The sequence below is a fragment of the Halalkalibacter nanhaiisediminis genome, from assembly GCF_007830185.1.
Classification (GTDB): domain Bacteria; phylum Bacillota; class Bacilli; order Bacillales; family Bacillaceae_D; genus Halalkalibacter; species Halalkalibacter nanhaiisediminis.
Map to the genome: position 1 here is coordinate 310,255 of NZ_VLKZ01000001.1, position 19,841 is coordinate 330,095.

18 protein-coding genes, 1 pseudogene and 1 riboswitch are annotated in these 19,841 nt (G+C 38.3%); of the genes and pseudogenes, 15 read left to right on the top strand and 4 right to left on the bottom strand.

Annotated elements, in window-relative coordinates:
- Window positions 1-401: 401 nt before the first annotated feature.
- Window positions 402-3,134, bottom strand: a complete 2,733-nt coding sequence (locus tag IQ10_RS01370) for a sensor domain-containing protein (RefSeq protein ID WP_158639954.1) — start codon at window positions 3,132-3,134, stop codon at window positions 402-404.
- Between the two features lie 285 nt (window positions 3,135-3,419).
- Here IQ10_RS01370 and IQ10_RS01375 point away from each other — a divergent pair, with 285 nt between their 5' ends.
- Both IQ10_RS01375 and IQ10_RS01380 read left to right on the top strand, forming a co-directional pair.
- The gene (locus tag IQ10_RS01375; protein WP_144448689.1) at window positions 3,420-4,502 is read left to right on the top strand and encodes an S-layer homology domain-containing protein; all 1,083 of its coding nucleotides are present in this window, start codon (window positions 3,420-3,422) and stop codon (window positions 4,500-4,502) included.
- Window positions 4,503-4,989: 487 nt separating this feature from the next.
- The gene (locus IQ10_RS01380; protein ID WP_242009671.1) at window positions 4,990-6,390 is read left to right on the top strand and encodes a choice-of-anchor L domain-containing protein; all 1,401 of its coding nucleotides are present in this window, start codon (window positions 4,990-4,992) and stop codon (window positions 6,388-6,390) included.
- 481 nt (window positions 6,391-6,871) lie between these two features.
- Here IQ10_RS01380 and IQ10_RS18115 read toward each other — a convergent pair whose 3' ends face one another.
- Window positions 6,872-7,009, bottom strand: a complete 138-nt coding sequence (locus IQ10_RS18115; protein WP_199757365.1) for a ribbon-helix-helix domain-containing protein — start codon at window positions 7,007-7,009, stop codon at window positions 6,872-6,874.
- 82 nt (window positions 7,010-7,091) lie between these two features.
- Here IQ10_RS18115 and IQ10_RS01385 point away from each other — a divergent pair, with 82 nt between their 5' ends.
- Entirely contained in the window at window positions 7,092-8,204 is a 1,113-nt protein-coding gene (locus IQ10_RS01385) for an RNA-guided endonuclease TnpB family protein (RefSeq protein ID WP_144448691.1), read from the top strand.
- A gap of 281 nt (window positions 8,205-8,485) precedes the next feature.
- Here the strand turns inward: IQ10_RS01385 and IQ10_RS18490 are convergent, their stop codons facing one another.
- The gene (locus IQ10_RS18490; RefSeq protein ID WP_277877921.1) at window positions 8,486-8,614 is read right to left on the bottom strand and encodes a hypothetical protein; all 129 of its coding nucleotides are present in this window, start codon (window positions 8,612-8,614) and stop codon (window positions 8,486-8,488) included.
- 43 nt (window positions 8,615-8,657) lie between these two features.
- A riboswitch (cyclic di-GMP riboswitch) is annotated at window positions 8,658-8,747 on the bottom strand.
- Between the two features lie 295 nt (window positions 8,748-9,042).
- On the bottom strand, window positions 9,043-9,573 hold the full coding sequence (locus tag IQ10_RS01390) for a hypothetical protein (RefSeq protein ID WP_144448692.1): 531 nt from the start codon (window positions 9,571-9,573) through the stop codon (window positions 9,043-9,045).
- 333 nt (window positions 9,574-9,906) lie between these two features.
- Between IQ10_RS01390 and IQ10_RS01395 the strand changes: the two genes are divergently transcribed.
- The 12 genes and pseudogenes from IQ10_RS01395 to IQ10_RS17895 all read left to right on the top strand — a co-directional run bounded on the left by IQ10_RS01395 (window position 9,907) and on the right by IQ10_RS17895 (window position 19,808).
- Window positions 9,907-10,671 carry a tyrosine-protein phosphatase gene (locus tag IQ10_RS01395; protein WP_144448693.1) on the top strand — a complete coding sequence of 255 codons (765 nt, stop codon included), beginning with the start codon at window positions 9,907-9,909 and terminating at the stop codon, window positions 10,669-10,671.
- A 561-nt stretch (window positions 10,672-11,232) separates the two neighbouring features.
- Window positions 11,233-13,053, top strand: a complete 1,821-nt coding sequence (locus IQ10_RS01400) for a polysaccharide biosynthesis protein (protein WP_144448694.1) — start codon at window positions 11,233-11,235, stop codon at window positions 13,051-13,053.
- Window positions 13,054-13,195: 142 nt separating this feature from the next.
- Complete coding sequence (gene galU / locus IQ10_RS01405) at window positions 13,196-14,077, top strand: UTP--glucose-1-phosphate uridylyltransferase GalU (protein WP_144448695.1); 882 nt, start codon at window positions 13,196-13,198, stop codon at window positions 14,075-14,077.
- Between the two features lie 132 nt (window positions 14,078-14,209).
- The gene (locus tag IQ10_RS18665; RefSeq protein WP_144448696.1) at window positions 14,210-14,335 is read left to right on the top strand and encodes a type II secretion system protein; all 126 of its coding nucleotides are present in this window, start codon (window positions 14,210-14,212) and stop codon (window positions 14,333-14,335) included.
- Window positions 14,336-14,521: 186 nt separating this feature from the next.
- A complete protein-coding gene (locus tag IQ10_RS01415) occupies window positions 14,522-15,637 on the top strand; it encodes a DegT/DnrJ/EryC1/StrS family aminotransferase (protein WP_144448932.1) in 1,116 nt (371 codons plus the stop codon).
- Window positions 15,637-16,281: a sugar transferase gene (locus IQ10_RS01420; RefSeq protein WP_144448697.1), complete on the top strand. Its 645-nt coding sequence runs from the start codon at window positions 15,637-15,639 to the stop codon at window positions 16,279-16,281. Before IQ10_RS01415 ends, IQ10_RS01420 begins: the two co-directional genes overlap by 1 nt.
- The gene (locus IQ10_RS01425; RefSeq protein ID WP_144448698.1) at window positions 16,278-16,901 is read left to right on the top strand and encodes an acetyltransferase; all 624 of its coding nucleotides are present in this window, start codon (window positions 16,278-16,280) and stop codon (window positions 16,899-16,901) included. Before IQ10_RS01420 ends, IQ10_RS01425 begins: the two co-directional genes overlap by 4 nt.
- Before the next feature lie 21 nt (window positions 16,902-16,922).
- Window positions 16,923-18,089 (top strand): glycosyltransferase family 2 protein, encoded by a 1,167-nt coding sequence (locus IQ10_RS01430; protein ID WP_144448699.1) that lies wholly within the window; start codon window positions 16,923-16,925, stop codon window positions 18,087-18,089.
- Window positions 18,090-18,113: 24 nt separating this feature from the next.
- Window positions 18,114-19,280 (top strand): nucleotide sugar dehydrogenase, encoded by a 1,167-nt coding sequence (locus IQ10_RS01435; protein WP_144448700.1) that lies wholly within the window; start codon window positions 18,114-18,116, stop codon window positions 19,278-19,280.
- Window positions 19,277-19,345, top strand: a pseudogene (locus IQ10_RS18670) (glycosyltransferase); the annotation flags it as partial. The gene IQ10_RS01435 and the pseudogene IQ10_RS18670, both read left to right, overlap by 4 nt.
- A complete protein-coding gene (locus IQ10_RS01440) occupies window positions 19,346-19,582 on the top strand; it encodes a hypothetical protein (RefSeq protein WP_242009658.1) in 237 nt (78 codons plus the stop codon).
- 4 nt (window positions 19,583-19,586) lie between these two features.
- Window positions 19,587-19,808 carry a hypothetical protein gene (locus IQ10_RS17895; RefSeq protein WP_158639955.1) on the top strand — a complete coding sequence of 74 codons (222 nt, stop codon included), beginning with the start codon at window positions 19,587-19,589 and terminating at the stop codon, window positions 19,806-19,808.
- The last annotated feature ends 33 nt before the right edge of the window (window positions 19,809-19,841 follow it).

The following is a 19,841-nucleotide window of genomic DNA, read 5'->3' on the forward strand; positions in this document are numbered from 1 at the left end:
CGAGCATTGTCCTTATCAACCTAAGTCTTACCGTAGACTTATACTACTCTACCCACATTCAAAACAAATTATTCGTCTAAATTTGATAAGAGGAAAAAAGCTCATAAATATGCTAATAAAGGACGAAATCACAGCTTAAAGACCTAGGATTAGAGGAGGGGTGGTGCAGTGCGCTAGAGGTTTTAAGCTAACCCAAGCTTGGACCGAAAAGTCACCTACTTAGACCGAAAAACGTTTAATTAGACCGAATAATGTCCTGCTTAGACCGAATTATGATCAGTTTCGACCGAAAAACCACTTATTTCGACCGAAAAAGTCCCAAATTCCACCTTAACCCTACTCCCAACACCAAAAAAACGGCTGAAAAATCCCTTTTAAACAGCTCCGTTATTTTCACCATTCTATATTTTACTTAAAAACACTCGCTCAAGCTGGTCACTCATCAAAGGCTTACTAAAAAAGTAGCCTTGTCCGCTATCACAGCCGTATTGTTTTAGGATGTTGTATTGATCCTCTGTTTCAATGCCTTCTGCGACGACACATAAATTCAAATGATGAGCGAGAGACACAATTGAATGGACAAGTGAGGCATTTTTTTGATCGGTTAATTCTTGGACAAATGATTTATCAAGCTTCAGTATATCAACTTGTAATTTCATTAAATAGGACAGGGAGGAGTAACCTGTACCAAAATCATCGATCGCCATCTTCAGGCCGATCTCTTTTAGCTGTTTAATCGTTTCAATTGTCTTCTCGACATCATGAACCATTGTCCGTTCTGTCATTTCGATAATGAGAGACTTTGGATTGATGCCAGTCTTTTCAATCATCGTAAGCACATCTTCAACCAAGGTGCCTTTTTCAAAATGATTTGGCGAAATATTAACCGAAATGGGAATGTCCTTAAATCCAGCTACCTGCCATTCCTTTATTTGCTTGCCTACTTGTTCAAGGACCCATTGTGTAATCGGAATAATCAGGTCGTTTTCCTCAGCGCGAGCAATAAAGTCATTTGGAACAACCAAGCCCTTCGTAGGGTGCGCCCACCGAATTAACGCTTCAGCCGCTTCAACCCGCTTTGTCGAAAGATTAAATTTCGGCTGATAAACCAAATAAAATTCATTATTGCGAATCGCCCGTTGAACATTATCTTCAAATGATACAAAGGCCTCCGCTTTATCTAATTTGACGTTATGACTACAGAATTGATAATTATTTCTTCCAAATTGCTTCGCTTTGTATAAAGCTTGATCGACATGCTTCATTAACGCCAACACATCACTGCCGCATTGCGGATACGTACCAATGCCGATTGATGAAGTCGTCATAAACTCATGCCCTTTAATGTGCCAAGTATCCTGTAGCGTTGTTAAAAATCGCTTAGCCATCTCCTCAATCTCGCCTTTTGAAGATACCCCTGGTAACAAAACGGCAAACTCATCCCCACCCAGTCGTGCCAGCGTATCGCCTTTGCGAATACAGGTTCTAAGCCGCTTGGCGAACTGAATCAATAATTCATCGCCTACATCATGCCCTAGCGTATCATTAACCCATTTAAAGCGATCAAAATCAAAGCACATCACGGCAAATGCTTTCTGATTACGTTTTGCTTCCTCCATCGTTTCAGTGAGACGATCCATAAATAAACGGCGATTCGATGCTCCTGTAAGGAAATCATAAAACGCCATTTTCTCAAGCTCTTTCTCTTGCTGTTTACGTTCTGTTACCTCTCGTGAGACGCAAAGAACATGCTGGAATTCGCCATTATTATCGAACACCGCTGTCAGCTTTTTATCTAGCCAAATAAAATGACCGTCACCGTGCATAAAACGATACTCCAGTGCTTCATCTTGATGAGTCTCAAGCACATTTTTGATACAATCGGTCACTCTTTGAAAATCACCTTCATGAATCCGTTCAGAAAGGAGTGAATCGCCCTCTTTGATTTGAATACCGACCACTGTTTGATAAGAAGGAGACGCATATAAAACGGTAGAGTTGGCATCAATGAGCGCAACTAGATCAGTCATGTTTTCTGCGATTAAGCGATATCTTTCTTCACTCTCTTCAATCCGTCTTTCTTGGATTTTCTTCTCGCTGGTATTCCTAGCAATTCCAAATACACCCGTGATGCTTTCGTTTACAATTATAGGGATACTTGTTATGTCGAGGTCGACACACTCCCCCTGTTTATTAAAAATAGAACATTCGTAATTTCTTGTTTCCCCGTGAACAACCGCTTGGAAATTTTCCCGTGCGAGATCCAACGATTCGGGAGTTATTAAAGGTATAAAAGAGCGACCAATCAATTCATTTAATGCGTAACCGGTTATTTCTTCTAGTGCATGATTCGCATTTTCAAAGAGACCTTGCAAATCGAATTGAAACACAACATCTGGATGATGCTTAAAGAGAGATTCATAGCGTTGTCTGCTTATCTCTAATTGTTGCTCTTTTTCGATTTGTTCTGAAATATCCCGGTATGTCGCAATCAAGCCAGTAATCTCACCATCTGTTCCTAAAATAGCAGAGTAAGAGGCATTCACATGAAGTAAACGGCCGTCTTTTTTCTTCCGTATCGTCCGGTAAAATGGTCTATTTCTGCCTCGGAGTAATTCCATATATAAATCTTTATTCTCTTCTTCATAGCCTTCAGGAATAAAATCGATATGACCACCTGGCTCGCCAATCAGGTCTTTTTCGTCCCAGCCGAATAACGATGTAAAGCCTTGATTGATACGAATGATTTTTTGGTCCACATCAGTCACGAGTATACCGTCTGTTGTGCTAGATAAAAGAGATTCTAGAAATGTATTTGTACGAATTAATTCCTCTTTTTGTTCGGGCCTGTCTCTGGCCATTCCGATGATATGAGTGCATGTACCCTCGTCATCAAAAATAGGGGTGAAAATAGTATTCCCTTCATAGCTAATAGAAGAGCCTGAAAGGTATACTTGATTCAGAACATTTTTAAAATTCAGAACACATTTTCGCTCTCCTCTAAAACCAGCAATACGTGCTGCTTTGTTTGCTTTTAAAAAGGTAAATTGCCCATCCTTTACTTCAAAAAGAATCGCAACGTCTGGAATCGACTCTAATACCGCGCCAATAATGTTCCTTAACGACTGTGACATGTCAAATATCCCCATATATCCTTCTTTTTTCATATACATAAATTACCAATTGATGAGATAAAAAAAGATATCTTTCTATTATTGAAAACATCATAAGGGGAAATTCGACAAATTGCAACAAAATTAATTAACTATATCAAAATATTTTTTTAACATGAAAACAAAGCATGTTAATACCCATTAATCCCCTAATGCAAAATCATTTCCCGTGCAATATTATGATTAATAGCGACAAATACTTACATAATCATGTCGTAATATTTTATCTGAAAGAAGGGTAGTTTCGTGAAAAAGCTTGCATCCATTCTATTATCAGGTGCAGTCATCATGTCGTCGTTTGCCTCTTTCCAAACAGCCTCTGCTGCAGAAAGTGAACGTACAAGCGATAGTTATATGCTCACTGATATTTGGGAGCATTGGGCATCAGAAGAGCTAGATGATCTTGTGAACGCTGATATTTTCAAAGGGTTTCCTATCGGAGAAGATGAGTATGTTTTCAAACCAAATAACAGCATGACAAGAGCTGAATTTGCAGCGATTATTGTCCGTGCTCTTGAATTAAAACCAACTGGAGAAGGCGAAACCTTTACCGACATACCAGCAAATCATAGTTTAAAAAACGAAATTGCCATTGCGAGTGATCATGGCATTATTTTTGGTGTGGACACAGGAAAGTTCGCTCCAAATGAGCCTGTCCTTCGCGAACAAATGGCAGCGATAATCGTCCGTGCATTTGAAGGTACAATTGATTTTAACAGCAGTAGTGCCAAGGCATTCTCAGATGTTCCAGCTGAATATTGGGCGAAGGATGACATTGCTAAGGCAAGTGGAACCGAAATCGTAAAAGGCATCAATGACACACAATTTGGCCTAAACAAAAAAGCAACACGGGCCGAAGCGGGAGTGATGCTACACCGTGCCCTGCAAAAAGAACAAAGCACTCTACCAAATGAAGACGAGCTAAAAACAATTGCAGCACAAAGCGAAACAGCAAGCTTCCCATTATTTGAAGCAAACGATATCGATGGCCTTCTCGCACATAATGAAACTTATTTTACAGGTTATCAAAAAGTAAGCTCAGATGAATTAGTCACATGGTCTAATGAAGGCGGCGTGTCTCAAACAATATCCTTTTTGAATGAACCTGTCATCAAAGTAGAAAAAAGAAGCAACCGCTATGCCCAAGTCTCACTAACGGCTGATATCAATATCAGCTTTGAAGACGACACAACATCATTTAAAACAACAATGCCATATGATGCCACTTACTATATGAAAAAGATAGATGGTAAATGGAAGATTTATCATACTGATGTAGCACTAGACTTAGATGAAGAAGAAATGGAACAGCTACTAGCGGGAGAGTAATTATAGAAGTATAGAGTGAATAAGAGAGAACCGTTCCTTTTTTTATGAAGGGCGGTTTTTTGTTTGGAAAGCTCTTTCCTTGGCCAAAACGGCAACTATGAGCTTGAAGTTGCTCTTATTGAGAGGGTGTATGAGTCAGTTTGATCGTATCTTATTGGTTTATTAGCCGAACTAGATGCTAATTCGGTCTAAGTCAGAGCTTTTTCAGTCTAAGGAGATGCTAATTCGGTTTAAGTAGGTAATATATCGGTCAAACGACAGCAGTTGGTATTTTTCAACTAGTTTACTCGGTGATTATGGCCTGAACATTACATCATATATACATAGTGAAAACCAGATAATTAGAACTAGTTTATTTACAACTAATCATTATTTAAACCTTCCCTTTACAAGATTAACAGTTTGATCCATAATTCAGTATATATAGAAATGGGCACTTAGTCTTATTGCTAAGTAAGGTTAAAAAGGGGGAAGTTCATTGTTACGCGTGATGACAAATAAGAATAAAAGGAAAGGGTCTCAATATACATGGCAGTTTTTCTTGATAACCTGCCTGCTTTTGGTTCAAATGACTTATACAGAAAAAGCGGCTGCATTAGGTCCTGATGTAGTTGTGACAAATTTAAATGAAGGACTTACTGCGGAGGAACTCGTTGCGAAAATCATCGGTGAAAATAGTCTCGATGTAAGAAACGTAACATTTACAGGCTCTGAACTAGCTGTTGGGACATTTAATGAAGGCTTGGAGACGTTTGGGGTCGACAGTGGAATTGTTCTTAGTACTGGACAGGCAAAAGATATTATCGGTCCAAATCGTTTAAATGAACCGAAGTCAACGGAATTAGGGAAGCCTGGAGATGCGGATCTTTCCGCCTTAGTGAATGGAAGTACGACTTATGACGCAACGATTTTGGAATTCGACTTTTTGCCACAAAGTGACACAATATCGATTCAATATGTCCTCACATCAGAAGAATACCCGGATAGCCTTAGTTTTAGTGATGTATTTGGTTTCTTTGTAAATGGTCAAAACATTGCCTGGCTGCCAGGTAAAGAAATCCCTGTGACCATTACCAATATCAATCATGTAAGTAACTCGGAATACTATCTTGATAATCCAGAGGATAATCCTATCTATAACACATCAATGAATGGAATGACTGTCGTCTTAACAGCAGAGTCTTCTGTTAATGTAGGTCAATGGAATCATATCAAGCTTGCGATTGCAGACTATAAAGATTCTATTTTGGATTCTAATATTTTAATCAAAAGTGGAAGTATGACTGACGAACGACCTGTGCTCGAAGCACTTACATTGAATTCATCTGCTTCCAAGCTTCGAATTGGAGAGACCGAACAGCTTGTTGTGACAGGAAAATATTCGAATGGAATGACAAAGGATGTTACTAGTGAGGCCATTTATCAAAGCTCCAATGAGGAAATTGTTACTGTTAGTGAAACGGGCATCCTGACAGGTGTTGCAAGTGGAACGGCTGTAATTAGCGCAACGTATCGAGGACAAACGGTAGAAGTTAGCGTACAAGTTCGCAGTAATCAAGGTCAGGGCAAAGTGAATCCTTGGCGTCCATTAGGAAAGATTTCACTAAATCGAGATTTTTATAAGATAAGAGAAGGAGAAGCCACAAGGATCACGGTGGGAGCGTATTACCTTGATAACCATACCGAAAATGTGACAAGCAAGGCTACATATACTAGCTCTAAGGAAGCGATCGTCACAGTTAATGAGGAAGGCGAGATTACAGCGCATCAGGAGGGAATAGCTGTCATTACAGTAAGATACAATGGAAAAATAGCCGAGGCTGAGATTGAAGTTCTTCCAGCTTCAGTTCCTGAAGGCGGTAGCGGAATATTACTTCCTGTTAAGTAAAACGCTTCTAGTTGAATTCATATGTGGTTCATCCTGATCGAGTTGGATTAGATAGAGAGAGCCGTTCCTTTTAAGGCGCGGCTTTATCGTATTCGCTTCGGTCTCTTTCTCCCAAAGCCCATGTAGTAATGCTTGTCCTCATCCTTATACACTTTAATCCCTATTAAACTCAAAGGCGTCCAAATTGATTGAAGCTGAATCAAAGGCAACCTTAATCCCTCCCAGATAAATCTCAACTTACAACCAATTGTACGGTATTCAAAAGAAGAAGTAAGGTGAACCTTGTCGCCGAGAGCCAAGTTCTCTCCGACAAATTACGCTACCGAAAGGAAAAAAAGAAAAGACCCTAAGCATAATACTTAGAGCCCCAATTTTAAAACCACCTTTAACGAACTTCCGAAAGAAGTCTCCCTCTTCAAGCGTGTAACGGGCAAAGCCCAACGCTAAGGGGGAGATGAATGTCGGTTGGCGTAAGCCAAAGCTATTTTTCTAATCCTCTTCGCAACAATTCAAGAATAGTCGCTGTTCTTGTAGATATGCTGTTTTCTTTTTGGTATTCGTCAACTTTTTCTAAAATAGGTTTAGGCATACGGATTTCTACACGTTCTTTATCTGACATCGCTATTCACCTCACACTTGATTGTACGGTATTTTTACGATATAATCAACCTATAATGATCGCAAATAGGAGGTGATTTGATATGGCTAAACAAAATAAAGCATATAAGTTTCGACTGTATCCAACAGAAGAACAAGCATTGATCATACGTAAAACCTTTGGGTGTGTTCGCTTTGTCTATAACAAAATGCTAGGAGAGCGGAAAGAAACCTATGAAACTTTTAAAGCTGATAAAGAAGCACGAAAGAAGATGAAATATCCAACTCCTGCCAACTATAAAAAAGAGTTCTCGTGGTTAAAGGAAGTAGACTCTTTGGCTTTGGCAAATGCACAACTAAATTTAGATAAAGCGTACAAAGCTTTTTTTAAAGGCAATGCCAAGTTTCCAACATTCAAGAGTAGACGACACAAACAGAGCTATACAACGAATGTCGTGAACAGAAACATTGAATTACTAGATGGTCATATCAAATTACCTAAATTGAAAAAGGTAAAAGTCAAACAACACAGAACGATTCCTGCTGAACATACAATCAAGTCTTGTACAATATCCATGACTGCATCGGGAAAATACTACATTTCCATTCTTACAGAGTACGAGAAGCAAATAGTCAAAAAGGAAATAGAAAAAGTGGTTGGGTTGGACTTTGCGATGAATGGGCTATTTGTCGATAGTGAGGGTAAGAAAGCCAATTATCCGAAGTTTTATCGACAGATGCTCAATAAGTTAGCACAAGAACAGCGTAAACTTTCTCGTAAAAAGAAAGGTTCTTCGAATTGGAATAAACAACGCATTCGAGTCGCTAAAATCCAAGAGAAAGTCGCGAATCAACGCAAAAACTTCTTGCATCACAAATCAAAAGAATTCGTTACTTATTATGATGCCGTTATCATTGAGGACTTAGATATGAAAGGAATGTCACAAGCACTCAAATTCGGGAAAAGTGTAGCTGATAATGGTTGGGGAATGTTTACTTCTTTTTTACAGTACAAACTAAACGAACAAGGGAAGCAACTTGTCAAAATAGATAAATGGTTTCCCTCTACGAAAACGTGTTCGAAATGTGGTTCAGTAAAAGATATCAAATTATCAGAACGTACTTACCAATGCTCTTGTGGTCTAAAACTTGATAGAGATTATAACTCTGCAATCAACATTAAGAAAGAAGGCATACGCTTATTAGCGATTGCCTAACAAAATAAACTCTTGGAACAAGAGGGTTAGCTTGGTCGATTTCATCAGCTAGTAAAAGTGGCGACTACCCAAGAAGCCCCCACTTCAAAATCCGAAGGATTTAAGTGGTGGGTAGTTCACACCAACTAAACATCACTACCCATAACGAAATATTGTTGCACCCCGTCCAAATCCTAGCACTCAAATTGCTTGGCTATTTTCCCTGCATTTGAAATAAAAATAAGGAGGCAACAACGAAAACAAAAAGGCTCTCACGTCACCATTTTAAGAAGAACATCACATTAAAGCGTGTTTCCTAAAAAAGCGACAATGGCTCCGACTGCTACTGCAATGAGCGGAAAAAGAATAAATGTCATCATAAACTTCTTGCGCTGCTTTTTCTTATGTACTTCTTCAGGTGTTAAAAACATGAAATCTCCTCCAACATTGATTATCATCACACGGAGGCCCATATGCGGTAGCTGGCTGGCATGATGACAGGTCGTCACTTTAGCCCCTATAGCTTTGCGTCATCAACTTTCGCAAATTTTGCCCTTATCGTATGATTTACATCTTATGTATCGGTCATAAATAAAAAAGTGTTTAAAATGATGAAGAATTTAAGTCTTAAGGCCTACATCCAAACGAAAAAGACCCCAAGCTTCACACCTAGAGCCCTACATTCAACACCACTATCAGAAAAAATTTGATCCAACCAACTATCGATAACCATAGTGGAATACTTAGTATCGTGCCCCATACTAGTCCTAACATAAAGTTACCTTGATGATTCACTATCACCACTCCCTTACCTGTCATTATGGGGCGGTAACAGTATCTTTATACCAATTAGCACTAGCTATCGTCCTAATGCTGCTTCTAGTGCGGCTATTTCTTCAGCAGTAAATCTCGAATAAGCGATTTGAATGGCTGTAGCTTTTTGTTCAGGTGTCAGGCCATTTGCTGCAACGCGATGATACATTGCAATCTCTTCTTCAGTGAATCGACTCAACCCAAATTGTATTGCCTCTTCTCTTGAAGAAAAGTGTAGCCCAGAAGGTTGCTCCTGCGATTGTTTGGCATCATGTACCAGATCTTCTTCCATTTCATGAGTTGTTTCTGTCTTTGGAGTCGTCTCTTGTTGTGGGTGCGTACCCGCTTCTTGACCTTGAACGATTTCTTCCTGATCACGATGTTTATTCTCAGATGTATCAGCTTCTTCATTAACTACTACAGAAGTATCTTCATGCGTTTCTAGTTGATTCGTTTCTTCCTTATCAGAAGTAAGTTGAATATTTTCCTCAACACTCATGCTTCCAAATACAAAGATAGCAATGATCATCAAGCCACCAATCGAAAAAGGAATAAGTAACTTCTTATTTTTCCTCATATTGACAACTCCTTCCATCATAAATATACACAGAGATCAATCAAATGAAAAGTCATAGGCAAAGTCCTTAATCTCTTACCACCTAGTTAGTAGTTGGTAGTTAGCAACTACCTACCCCCTAACCAACTAACCTAAAATGTCGAATAGTGTAGAAATGACTATCATTATGGAGAATGGATAGAAAAATTGAGAAATAAATGAAATATTAACTTAAAAATGCTCGAATTCCATCTGAAAACATGGTAGATTATTAGAAGATATTATATCAAAAGACCTATAATTTTAACTGAATAATTCAAATGATGCTAAATAAAGAAAGAAAGAGTGATAGCGATGATTGATATTCACAGCCATATCCTCCCATCGCTAGATGATGGAGCGAATTCGATCCAGCAAGCAATTGAAATGGCCAAGCAAGCCCAAGCCCAAGGTATTTACGCCATGGCAGCCACTCCACATCATATGAACGGTAGCTTCACGAACGTAAAAGAAGACATCGAACAATACATAAAAGAACTAAATCAAGTGCTAAACGAACATAGCATTGATCTAAATATCGTGGCAGGACAAGAAGTACGTCTTTACGGCGAAATCGTTGATGACTACAAAAAAGGCGACATTCTCACAATTAATCATTCACGATATGTACTTGTCGAACTGCCGTCAGACCATGTTCCTGCCTATACAGCGAAAATCTTTTATGATTTGCAGCTAGCGGGAGTGAAGCCCATTATTGCTCACCCTGAACGCAATCGTGAAATAGCTGCCAACACAAATAAGCTCTATGAACTAGTTGAACAAGGAGCTCTAGCACAGCTGACTGCATCAAGCCTGACAGGCCGCTTCGGTAAGAACATCAAGAAACTATCTGAGCAACTCATCGATCATCAGCTCGTACACTTTCTAGCATCCGACACACATAACACAACATCACGACCAAATGACTTACAAGCCGCTTATCAAACAATGGAAAAGACGTTTGGTATGGATACGGTCTACTATATTCAAGAAAATGCCGAGACTCTTTTATATGGAGACACGGTATATGCAGAGCCTCCAAGCAGAATTAAGAAAAAGAAATTTCTCGGAATCTTTTAAGAAAACTTTATGAGCCCAAGCTCTCACCCGAGGATGCAAAAGCTTTATCCTTTTTCTAACCAACTAACAACTAGCGACTAGTAACTAGTAACCAACTTTTACACAGAAAAACAGGATAATTACTAGCTAGATAGCTAGTTTTTTTGAAATGAGAAAAGTTTGTTATCGACTAAATATGTTGAGATGAGGAGAGGTCATGTGCATCTGTTTATTATATTGAATAGATGTGTCTACTCAAGTTTTTCTCATTATTTACGGTTATGTCTCCTACCCGGTATTGTTGGAGGCACTCGATAATCCTGTGGGTGGAATGAAATCATTCCACCTTAGGCGCTGTGTTGCCAGTGGGATGATGTGAGGGGAGGTTAAATGCCTCAGGGGAGAGATCCCCAAGAATAGTAGTAGATAAAGGATAATCTGATACTTACAAGGTAAGGCTTTAACCAGCATTTCTTCCTAATGGTAGGTAGGGAATGGTCGTTAAAGTGACAGATTGCACTACATTTTAATGTTTTGAAGCACCTAGTAACTAGCAACTAACAACAGAAGGGAGGCACCACCATGACCTATAATAAAAGATTAGCTGTTCTTGTTTTTGTTGATTCAATGATTGTGATATTCTCCATATACATAAGTAACTTTATTCTATTACCAACAGGAAATGTTTTTTCTTCTGCCTTATTCGTCAGTGCGGTGACTCTTCTGATTGGTCACCATGTCTTTGCCCATAAGTACAAGCTCTACAAGCGTGTTTGGCAATATGCGAGTATAAGTGAACTATCATCGATTGTGAAAGCCGTGACGTTTTCAGTCATCCTGACAGCGATTGTTCAAATGATCGTGATTCAAGACACCTATTCCCGCACCTTAGCGATTACATGGATGATGCATATTCTTTTCATTGGTGGTTCTCGTTTTGCTTGGCGAATGTATCGAAGTCAGTATATAAAGCCACGTGAAGACCGTAAAAGAACACTCATGGTTGGTGCGGGTGCAGCTGGGATTATGGTCGTACGTGATTTGAAAAATAATTCCGATGCTGAGCTTGAGCCAGTTGCCTTTGTTGACGATGATGTTAGAAAGCATCGCCTTGAAATTATGGATGTTCCTGTTCTAGGTGGTACAAATGAAATGGCAGACATTGTTCAGAGCAACAATATTGAACAGATTATCATTGCCATTCCTTCATTAAATAAAGAGGGCTTGAATCAAATCTTTCAAGAATGCTCGAAAACAAAAGCAAAGACGCAGATTCTCCCACGGATGGAGGACCTTATGCTTGGAAACGTTGAGGTCCATCAATTCCGTGACGTGGAAGTAGAGGATTTGCTAGGACGCGAGCCGATTCAGCTTGATATAAATGGCATTGCTGAATACATTACCGATAAAACCGTTCTCGTCACAGGTGCAGGAGGTTCGATTGGATCGGAAATCTGTCGCCAGCTTGCACGCTTTACACCGAAACAGCTTGTGTTACTCGGTCACGGTGAAAATAGCATCTATTCAATCGAGATGGAACTAAGCCGAAAATTGCCTGACTTGAACATCGTCACAGAAATCGCCGACGTACAAGACCGAGAAAAAATGTTCTCCATTATGGCAGCGAGACAGCCGCACGTTGTCTTCCATGCAGCGGCTCATAAGCATGTCCCACTAATGGAACGGAACCCAGAAGAAGCCGTTAAGAACAACGTCATCGGAACAAAAAATGTTGCCGAAGCAGCTAGTAGAGCCAAGGTAAACACATTTGTGATGGTATCGACGGATAAGGCTGTTAATCCAACAAGTGTCATGGGCGCAACAAAGCGAATTGCTGAAATGGTCGTCCAGCATATGGACATGATTAGCGACACCCGATTCGTAGCGGTTCGCTTTGGAAATGTGCTTGGCAGTCGCGGAAGTGTGATCCCATTATTTAAGCAACAAATTAAGAACGGTGGACCCGTAACGGTGACGCACCCTGATATGGTTCGCTATTTTATGACCATTCCTGAAGCATCAAGACTCGTCCTTCAAGCTGGGGCGCTTGCTGATGGTGGTGAAGTATTTGTCCTTGATATGGGCGAGCCAGTGAAGATCGTCGACTTGGCACGTAACCTAATTAAACTATCAGGCTATACAGAAGACGAAATTCCAATCGAGTTTAGCGGAATCCGCCCAGGGGAAAAGATGTTTGAAGAACTGCTTGGCAAAAACGAAGTCCATGATGAACAAGTCTATCCGAAGATTTATCGCGGCAAGACACCAGAAGTAAACATCAATGTGACGTATGATTTAGTTGAAAGATTTCAAGATCAATCAAAAGAAGAATTACGGAAGCACCTATTAGATATTGCTAATTTCCGAGTGAGGGAATTGGTGGTGCTTGGTCGGGTGGAGTAGTAGTCAAAGTAGTAAAAAACAGAGCCATTTCCTTTGTGATAAAAGCAGGGAATGGCTTTTCTTATTTGGTCATTAGGGGTTAGTTGGATAGGAAAGTCAACCTCTACCCACCTAACCAACTAGAAAAAAGGAGACTAAGCGCATGAAAAAGGTAAGAAAAGCCATTATTCCAGCAGCGGGCCTTGGAACAAGATTTCTTCCAGCAACGAAAGCCATGCCAAAAGAAATGCTGCCGATCGTGGACAAACCAACGATTCAATATATTGTCGAAGAAGCGGTCCAATCTGGAATTGAAGATATTATCATTGTGACAGGTAAAGGAAAACGTGCGATTGAAGATCACTTTGACCATGCCTTTGAATTAGAGCACAACTTACTCGAAAAAGGGAAAATCGATTTATTGGAGAAAGTTCAATATGCTTCTAACATGGTCGATATTCATTACATCCGTCAAAAGGAACCTAAAGGATTAGGACATGCCGTATGGTGTGCACGTAAATTTATTGGAGATGAACCGTTTGCTGTATTACTAGGCGATGATATCGTCAAAGCGGAGAAGCCTTGTTTAAAGCAACTGATCGAGCAGTACGACGAAACGTTATCATCGGTGATCGGTGTCACTTCCGTACCAGACGAAGAAACACATCGATACGGAATTGTCGATCCAATCACGAAAGTAGGAAGACGATACAGTGTCAATCAATTCGTTGAAAAACCACCACAAGGCACAGCCCCGTCTAATCTTGCTATTATGGGACGTTACATTTTAACGCCAGAAATCTTTATGTTCCTCGAACAACAAGAAGTAGGAGCTGGTGGAGAAATTCAACTCACCGACGCTATTTCAAAACTAAACGAAATCCAACGCGTATTCGCCTACGATTATAAAGGGGACAGATACGATGTTGGAGAGAAACTAGGATATGTAAAAACAACAATAGACTTTGCCCTACAAAATAATGAGTTGAGAGCAGATGTACTTCGTTATCTTGAGGAAGTTATGAATAGGGAGAAGGTAAAGTAGGGGGTAGTTGGTTGGTTAGTTAGTTGGATAGGTTTAAGATCGTCCTACCCACCTAGTAGCTACCCAACTACCCAACTATCCCCCTAACCAACTAATAGCAGCTTCCTCCCATCTATAAGGCGGTAATTTTTAATGTGCAAATACAAGCTAACTTGCTTTAGAAAATTACATAATAGAGGTATCACCTTAATCGAAGTGATTGCAGTTCTTACTATTTTAGGAATACTAGAAACTCGGTTTTGGGTGGTTATGAAGTGAAAATCTATTTCGTATTTGATTGGTAGATTGAATAGATATTACGAGAGGGAATAGGAAAAGGATAAAGAGTATTTAGTTGGCTAGTAGTTAGGTGGTCAGAAAATGATTTATAATTCCTAACCAACTAAGCACTAACCAACTAACGACTAATAATGGAAGGAAGTCTAGATGATGGAGTCGACAAAAGTGAAAGAAAGAATATTCCTCTCTTCACCGCATATGAGTGATGAAGGTTATGAAATGGAATATGTAAAGGAAGCATTTGATACAAACTGGATCGCTCCTCTTGGGGAGAACGTAAATGGATTTGAAAGAGAACTAGCAGAAAAAGTTGGATCTAAAGCAGCAGCAGCACTTTCTTCAGGAACGGCAGCTATTCACTTAGCATTAAGAGCTGCAGGAGTCGGTGAAGGGGATATTGTATTCTGTCCAACGCTTACTTTCTCAGCAACTGCTAATCCAATTATCTATCAAAATGCGATCCCTGTTTTTATCGATAGTGATTATGAAACATGGAATATGAGTCCAAAAGCTTTGGAAGAGGCCTTTGAGAAGTATCCAGAAGTAAAGGCAGTCATTGTTGTTCATCTATATGGTTTATCCGCTGATATGGATAAGATCATGGAGATTTGTAAGAAGCATAATGTAGCGGTTATAGAAGATGCTGCTGAGTCACTGGGTACTTACTATAAAGGTAAGCATACTGGAACTTTCGGTGACTATGGTATCTTCTCTTTTAATGGAAATAAGATTATCACTACTTCTGGTGGTGGGATGCTTGTTTCAAATAATGAAGAGCGCATAGCAAAGGCTAGATTTTGGGCAACTCAATCTAGAGATCAAGCAAGGCATTATCAACATAGTGAATTAGGGTTTAATTACCGGATGAGTAATGTTGTTGCTGGGATTGGTAGAGGACAGCTTAAAGTGTTAGATCAAAGAGTTGACAAAAAGAACTACATTTTTGAGTTTTATAAGAGGGAACTTGGTGGGCTAGAAGGTATTGAATTTATGCCTAGTAATGAATGGAATGAACCGAACTATTGGTTAAGCTCGATAACTTTGTCCGGTAAAGTTAGACCTTTAGATATATTCGATGCATTGGAAGCTGAGAATATTGAGTCAAGACCCGTTTGGAAACCGATGCATTTGCAACCTTTCTTTGAGAAATACGACTTTATTGGTGAAAGTGTATCGGAGAAATTGTTTGAGAATGGTGTATGTTTGCCGTCTGATACGAAGATGACGGATGAGGACTTAGAAAGAGTTGTAGAGACTATTAAGGGGTTGTGGTTTAGGTAATGAATAATTCCAAAGGTGGTATTTATAGAAGATTTGTAAAAAGACCGATGGATTTCATGCTATCATTAATCGCCATTATTGTTCTTAGTCCGGTACTTCTAGTAGTTGCAATTCTTGTGAGAACGAAATTAGGTAGCCCTGTTCTTTTCAAGCAAAAGAGACCTGGGCTTAATGAAGAGATTTTTATGATGTATAAGTTTAGGACTATGACTGATGAGAAAGATGATAAAGGGGAGTTATTACCTGATAGTGTTAGGTTAACGAAGTTTGGTAGGTTGCTACGTTCTACATCTCTTGATGAACTTCCGGAACTTTTTAATATTTTGAGGGGGGATATGTCTATTATTGGCCCTAGACCATTATTAGTACAGTACCTGCCTCTTTATAATGAACATCAAAAGCGCCGTCATGAAGTGAGGCCAGGGTTATCGGGGTTAGCACAGGTTAGTGGTAGAAATGCAATCAGCTGGGAAGATAAATTTAATCTTGATGTTGAGTATGTGGATAATGTAAGTTTCATTGAGGATTGGAAGATAATATTTTTGACCGTAAAAAAGGTTTTCGCTAGAGAGGGTATAAATTCAGAAACTGCTGCAACAATTGAGCCTTTTAAGGGAACCAAGAAGGAAAGAATGGAAATATGAATAACAAACTTTTAATAATTGGTGCTAGCGGCCACGGAAAAGTAGTTGCGGATATTGCAATAAAAATGAATAAATGGCACAGTATTGCTTTTTTAGATGACGACAAAAGCATCAAATCATCAATGGATTTAGAAGTCATTGGGACTTCAGATGATGTTTTTACTCATTTAGATGAGTACGAAATATTTGTAGGTATTGGAAGTAATACTACGAGACAAAAGATTCACGAGATGCTTGAAACATTTGAGGCTAGTATTCCAGTTTTAATTCACCCAAACGCAGTTATAGGATCACAAGTAGATATAGGAATCGGCACAGCTGTTATGGCGGGAGCAATTATTAACTGCTGTACCATAATAGGAAAGGGCTGCATCGTTAATACAGGTTCTACAATAGACCATGATAATTTCATCGAGGATTTTGTGCATATATCACCAGGATCACATTTAGCAGGCACGGTCAAAGTTGGAAAAGGAACTTGGTTAGGTATCGGCAGTGTAGTAAGTAATAATATAAACATCACTAACGGATGCAAGGTAGGTGCTGGTTCTGTTGTGGTTAAGGACATATCAGAACCCGGAGTTTATGTTGGGGCACCTGCAAAAAAGTTAGACTACTAAATATAGTAAGGGAGAAATCACATGGATTTATTATATAAAATATTATTTTATATAAGTGGATTTATTATTGTGTGGGCAATGGTCGGGTATCCAGTATCTTTGAAGTTTATTGGAAAGCTATTTAAAAATAGAACTCTCAAAAAGGATTATTCTCATCAACCTACAGTAACGGTAATGGTGGTTGCACACAATGAAGAGAAAGTAATTTTAGAAAAACTAAACAATATTATAGAGTTAAACTATCCTAAGGAAAAAATAGAATTCTTAATTGCATCTGATAATAGTACTGATAACACAAATGAAATAACAAAACAGTTCATAAAAGAACATCAAAATATAAATATAAGACTCTATGAGGTTAAGGCAAGGAAAGGAAAAACAAATGCTCAAAATGAAGCGCAAAAAACTGTAACTACAGAGTATTTAGTCATGACTGATGCCAATTCTATTATGGATAGAGACTCTGTAAAAGAACTCATGGCAGCTTTTACTTCAGAAGATATTGCTTATGTATCAGGAAGACTATCAATTGTCAATCAGGAATCTAGCGATGTGAGTAATGCTGAATCGAGCTACTGGGACAGTGATCTAGCTACTCGTGAGATCGAAGGTAGAATACAGACGATAACTGCAGGTAATGGTGCATTATATGCTTGTAGAACAAAGGACTATTATGACTTTGATCCCATTCAATGCCACGATAGTGCAATGCCACCTTTATATGCTTTACAGGGTAAAAGGGCCATTGCAAACCATGATGCTATAGCTTACGAGAAAGCTGGAGAAGTTATAGAAGATGAATTCGGTCGCAAAGTAAGGATGAACCGAATTATCCTTAAGCATATATTACCTGATGTAAGAATTCTGAACGTATTTAAATATAAATGGTTTTCATATTTTTATTTTGGACATAGAACATGTAGATATTTATTATGGATTTCTCATCTATTAGTATTTATATCTAATGGCTTACTACTACCAGAGTCATTGTTTTATAAAATAACATTTCTAGGACAGGTATTGTTTTACCTTTTGGCATTGGCGAGAGTAATTACTAAATCTAATAATAAGTATTTGACTTTAGTTTATTACTACTGCGTAACAATACTTGCGCAATGGGCAGGAGTCTATAATATATTGACTGGGAAGGCAAAGCCGTTTTGGGAGAAAGCTGAGAGTACAAGGTAAGATAAAATTAAGGAGAAATAAATTATGAAAATAACCATTGCTGGAACAGGTTATGTTGGCTTATCCAACGCTATTTTATTAGCTCAACATAATGATGTAATAGCTTTTGATATAATCCAAGAAAAGGTAGATATGATCAATGATAAAAGATCTCCGATTATTGATAATGAGATTGAAGAATATTTATCAACTAAAGAACTAAATCTGACTGCTACTACAGATAATTATAAAGCTTATAAGGATGCAGATTATGTAATCATTTCTACGCCAACAAATTATGATCCAGAGAAAAACTACTTTAATACTAGAACTGTTGAAGCGGTTATCGCAAATGTATTATCTATTAATCCTGATGCTGTAATGGTAATCAAATCAACAGTTCCAGTTGGTTATACAGAAAAAATAAAAGAGAAATTTGAAACAGATAATATTATTTTCTCACCTGAATTTTTACGTGAAGGTAAGGCTTTGCATGATAATTTATACCCTTCACGTGTAATCGTTGGTGAACAATCTGATAGAGCACAAGTTTTTGCTAATTTGTTAGTTCAAGGAGCGATTAAGGAGGATATTCCTGTATTATTTACTAATTCAACAGAAGCTGAAGCTATTAAACTCTTTGCTAACACATACCTTGCGATGAGAGTCGCGTTTTTTAATGAGCTCGATTCTTATGCTGAGGTTAGAGGATTAGACAGTAAGCAAATAATTGATGGAGTTGGATTGGATCCACGTATTGGTAATCATTATAATAACCCATCTTTTGGTTATGGTGGTTACTGCCTACCTAAGGATACAAAGCAGCTATTAGCCAATTATGAAGATGTTCCAAATAACATAATGACAGCCATTGTTGATGCCAACAGAACAAGAAAAGACCATATTGCAGATATGATTATTAAGAAGAATCCTAAAATTGTTGGTATATATAGGCTTACCATGAAAATGGATTCAGATAACTTTAGACAATCTGCAATTCAAGGTGTAATGAAACGGATTAAAGCTAAGGGTATTGAAATTGTTGTATATGAACCAGCACTCCATGAAGAAACGTTCTTTAATTCAAAAGTAATCAATGACTTTGAAGAGTTTAAGAGAGTTTCGCATGTAATTGTTGCAAATCGATTATCTGATGATTTACGTGATGTAGAGGATAAGGTATATACTAGAGATTTGTTTAGTAGAGATTGAGAATAAGAAACAAAGCACTTGAAAAAGCACAAGGAAAATATGTCGCATTTCTGGATGCAGATGATATGTGGAAGCCTCATAAACTAGAAAAGCAATTGGAATTTATGGTTCAAGATAAAATTGGTTTTTCATTTACAGCATATGAAATATTAAAGGGAACTGAAAACAAGGTCATACAAGTACCGCAAAAACTAAATTATAGTCAATTTATGAAAAATACTATTATTGGTACACTAACTGTTATGATAAACACCGATATAGTTGGAGAAGTAAGGTTAGTAAATGTAAAAAAAAGATCATGATTCAATGACATGGGCAAAGCTTCTTAGAGAAGGGAATTTTGCTTATGGATTAAATGAAAACTTAGCATTTTATAGAAAAGTAGAAGGATCAATTTCTAATAATAAATTTAAAGCTGCAAAAACTCATTGGAATAATTGCAGAAATATTGAGCAGTTATCCTTAGCAAAATGTCTCTATTACTTTTTCTTTTATGGAATAAATGCTCTAAAGAAACATTATTTTTAGGACACTATTTTTCAAATAATAAGTTTAATAATT

Bases quoted from the DNA above. Each gene is read 5' to 3' on its own strand.
- galU (WP_144448695.1), top strand. From the start codon at position 13,196: ATGAAAAAGGTAAGAAAAGCCATTATTCCAGCAGCGGGCCTTGGAACA.
- IQ10_RS01420 (WP_144448697.1), top strand. From the start codon at position 15,637: ATGAATAATTCCAAAGGTGGTATTTATAGAAGATTTGTAAAAAGACCG.
- IQ10_RS17895 (WP_158639955.1), top strand. From the start codon at position 19,587: ATGACATGGGCAAAGCTTCTTAGAGAAGGGAATTTTGCTTATGGATTA.
- IQ10_RS01395 (WP_144448693.1), top strand. From the start codon at position 9,907: ATGATTGATATTCACAGCCATATCCTCCCATCGCTAGATGATGGAGCG.
- IQ10_RS01400 (WP_144448694.1), top strand. From the start codon at position 11,233: ATGACCTATAATAAAAGATTAGCTGTTCTTGTTTTTGTTGATTCAATG.
- IQ10_RS01370 (WP_158639954.1), bottom strand. From the start codon at position 3,134: ATGTCACAGTCGTTAAGGAACATTATTGGCGCGGTATTAGAGTCGATT.
- IQ10_RS01390 (WP_144448692.1), bottom strand. From the start codon at position 9,573: ATGAGGAAAAATAAGAAGTTACTTATTCCTTTTTCGATTGGTGGCTTG.
- IQ10_RS01425 (WP_144448698.1), top strand. From the start codon at position 16,278: ATGAATAACAAACTTTTAATAATTGGTGCTAGCGGCCACGGAAAAGTA.
- IQ10_RS18490 (WP_277877921.1), bottom strand. From the start codon at position 8,614: ATGTTTTTAACACCTGAAGAAGTACATAAGAAAAAGCAGCGCAAGAAG.
- IQ10_RS01440 (WP_242009658.1), top strand. From the start codon at position 19,346: ATGTGGAAGCCTCATAAACTAGAAAAGCAATTGGAATTTATGGTTCAA.
- IQ10_RS18665 (WP_144448696.1), top strand. From the start codon at position 14,210: ATGTGCAAATACAAGCTAACTTGCTTTAGAAAATTACATAATAGAGGT.
- IQ10_RS18115 (WP_199757365.1), bottom strand. From the start codon at position 7,009: ATGTCAGATAAAGAACGTGTAGAAATCCGTATGCCTAAACCTATTTTA.
- IQ10_RS01435 (WP_144448700.1), top strand. From the start codon at position 18,114: ATGAAAATAACCATTGCTGGAACAGGTTATGTTGGCTTATCCAACGCT.
- IQ10_RS01430 (WP_144448699.1), top strand. From the start codon at position 16,923: ATGGATTTATTATATAAAATATTATTTTATATAAGTGGATTTATTATT.
- IQ10_RS01385 (WP_144448691.1), top strand. From the start codon at position 7,092: ATGGCTAAACAAAATAAAGCATATAAGTTTCGACTGTATCCAACAGAA.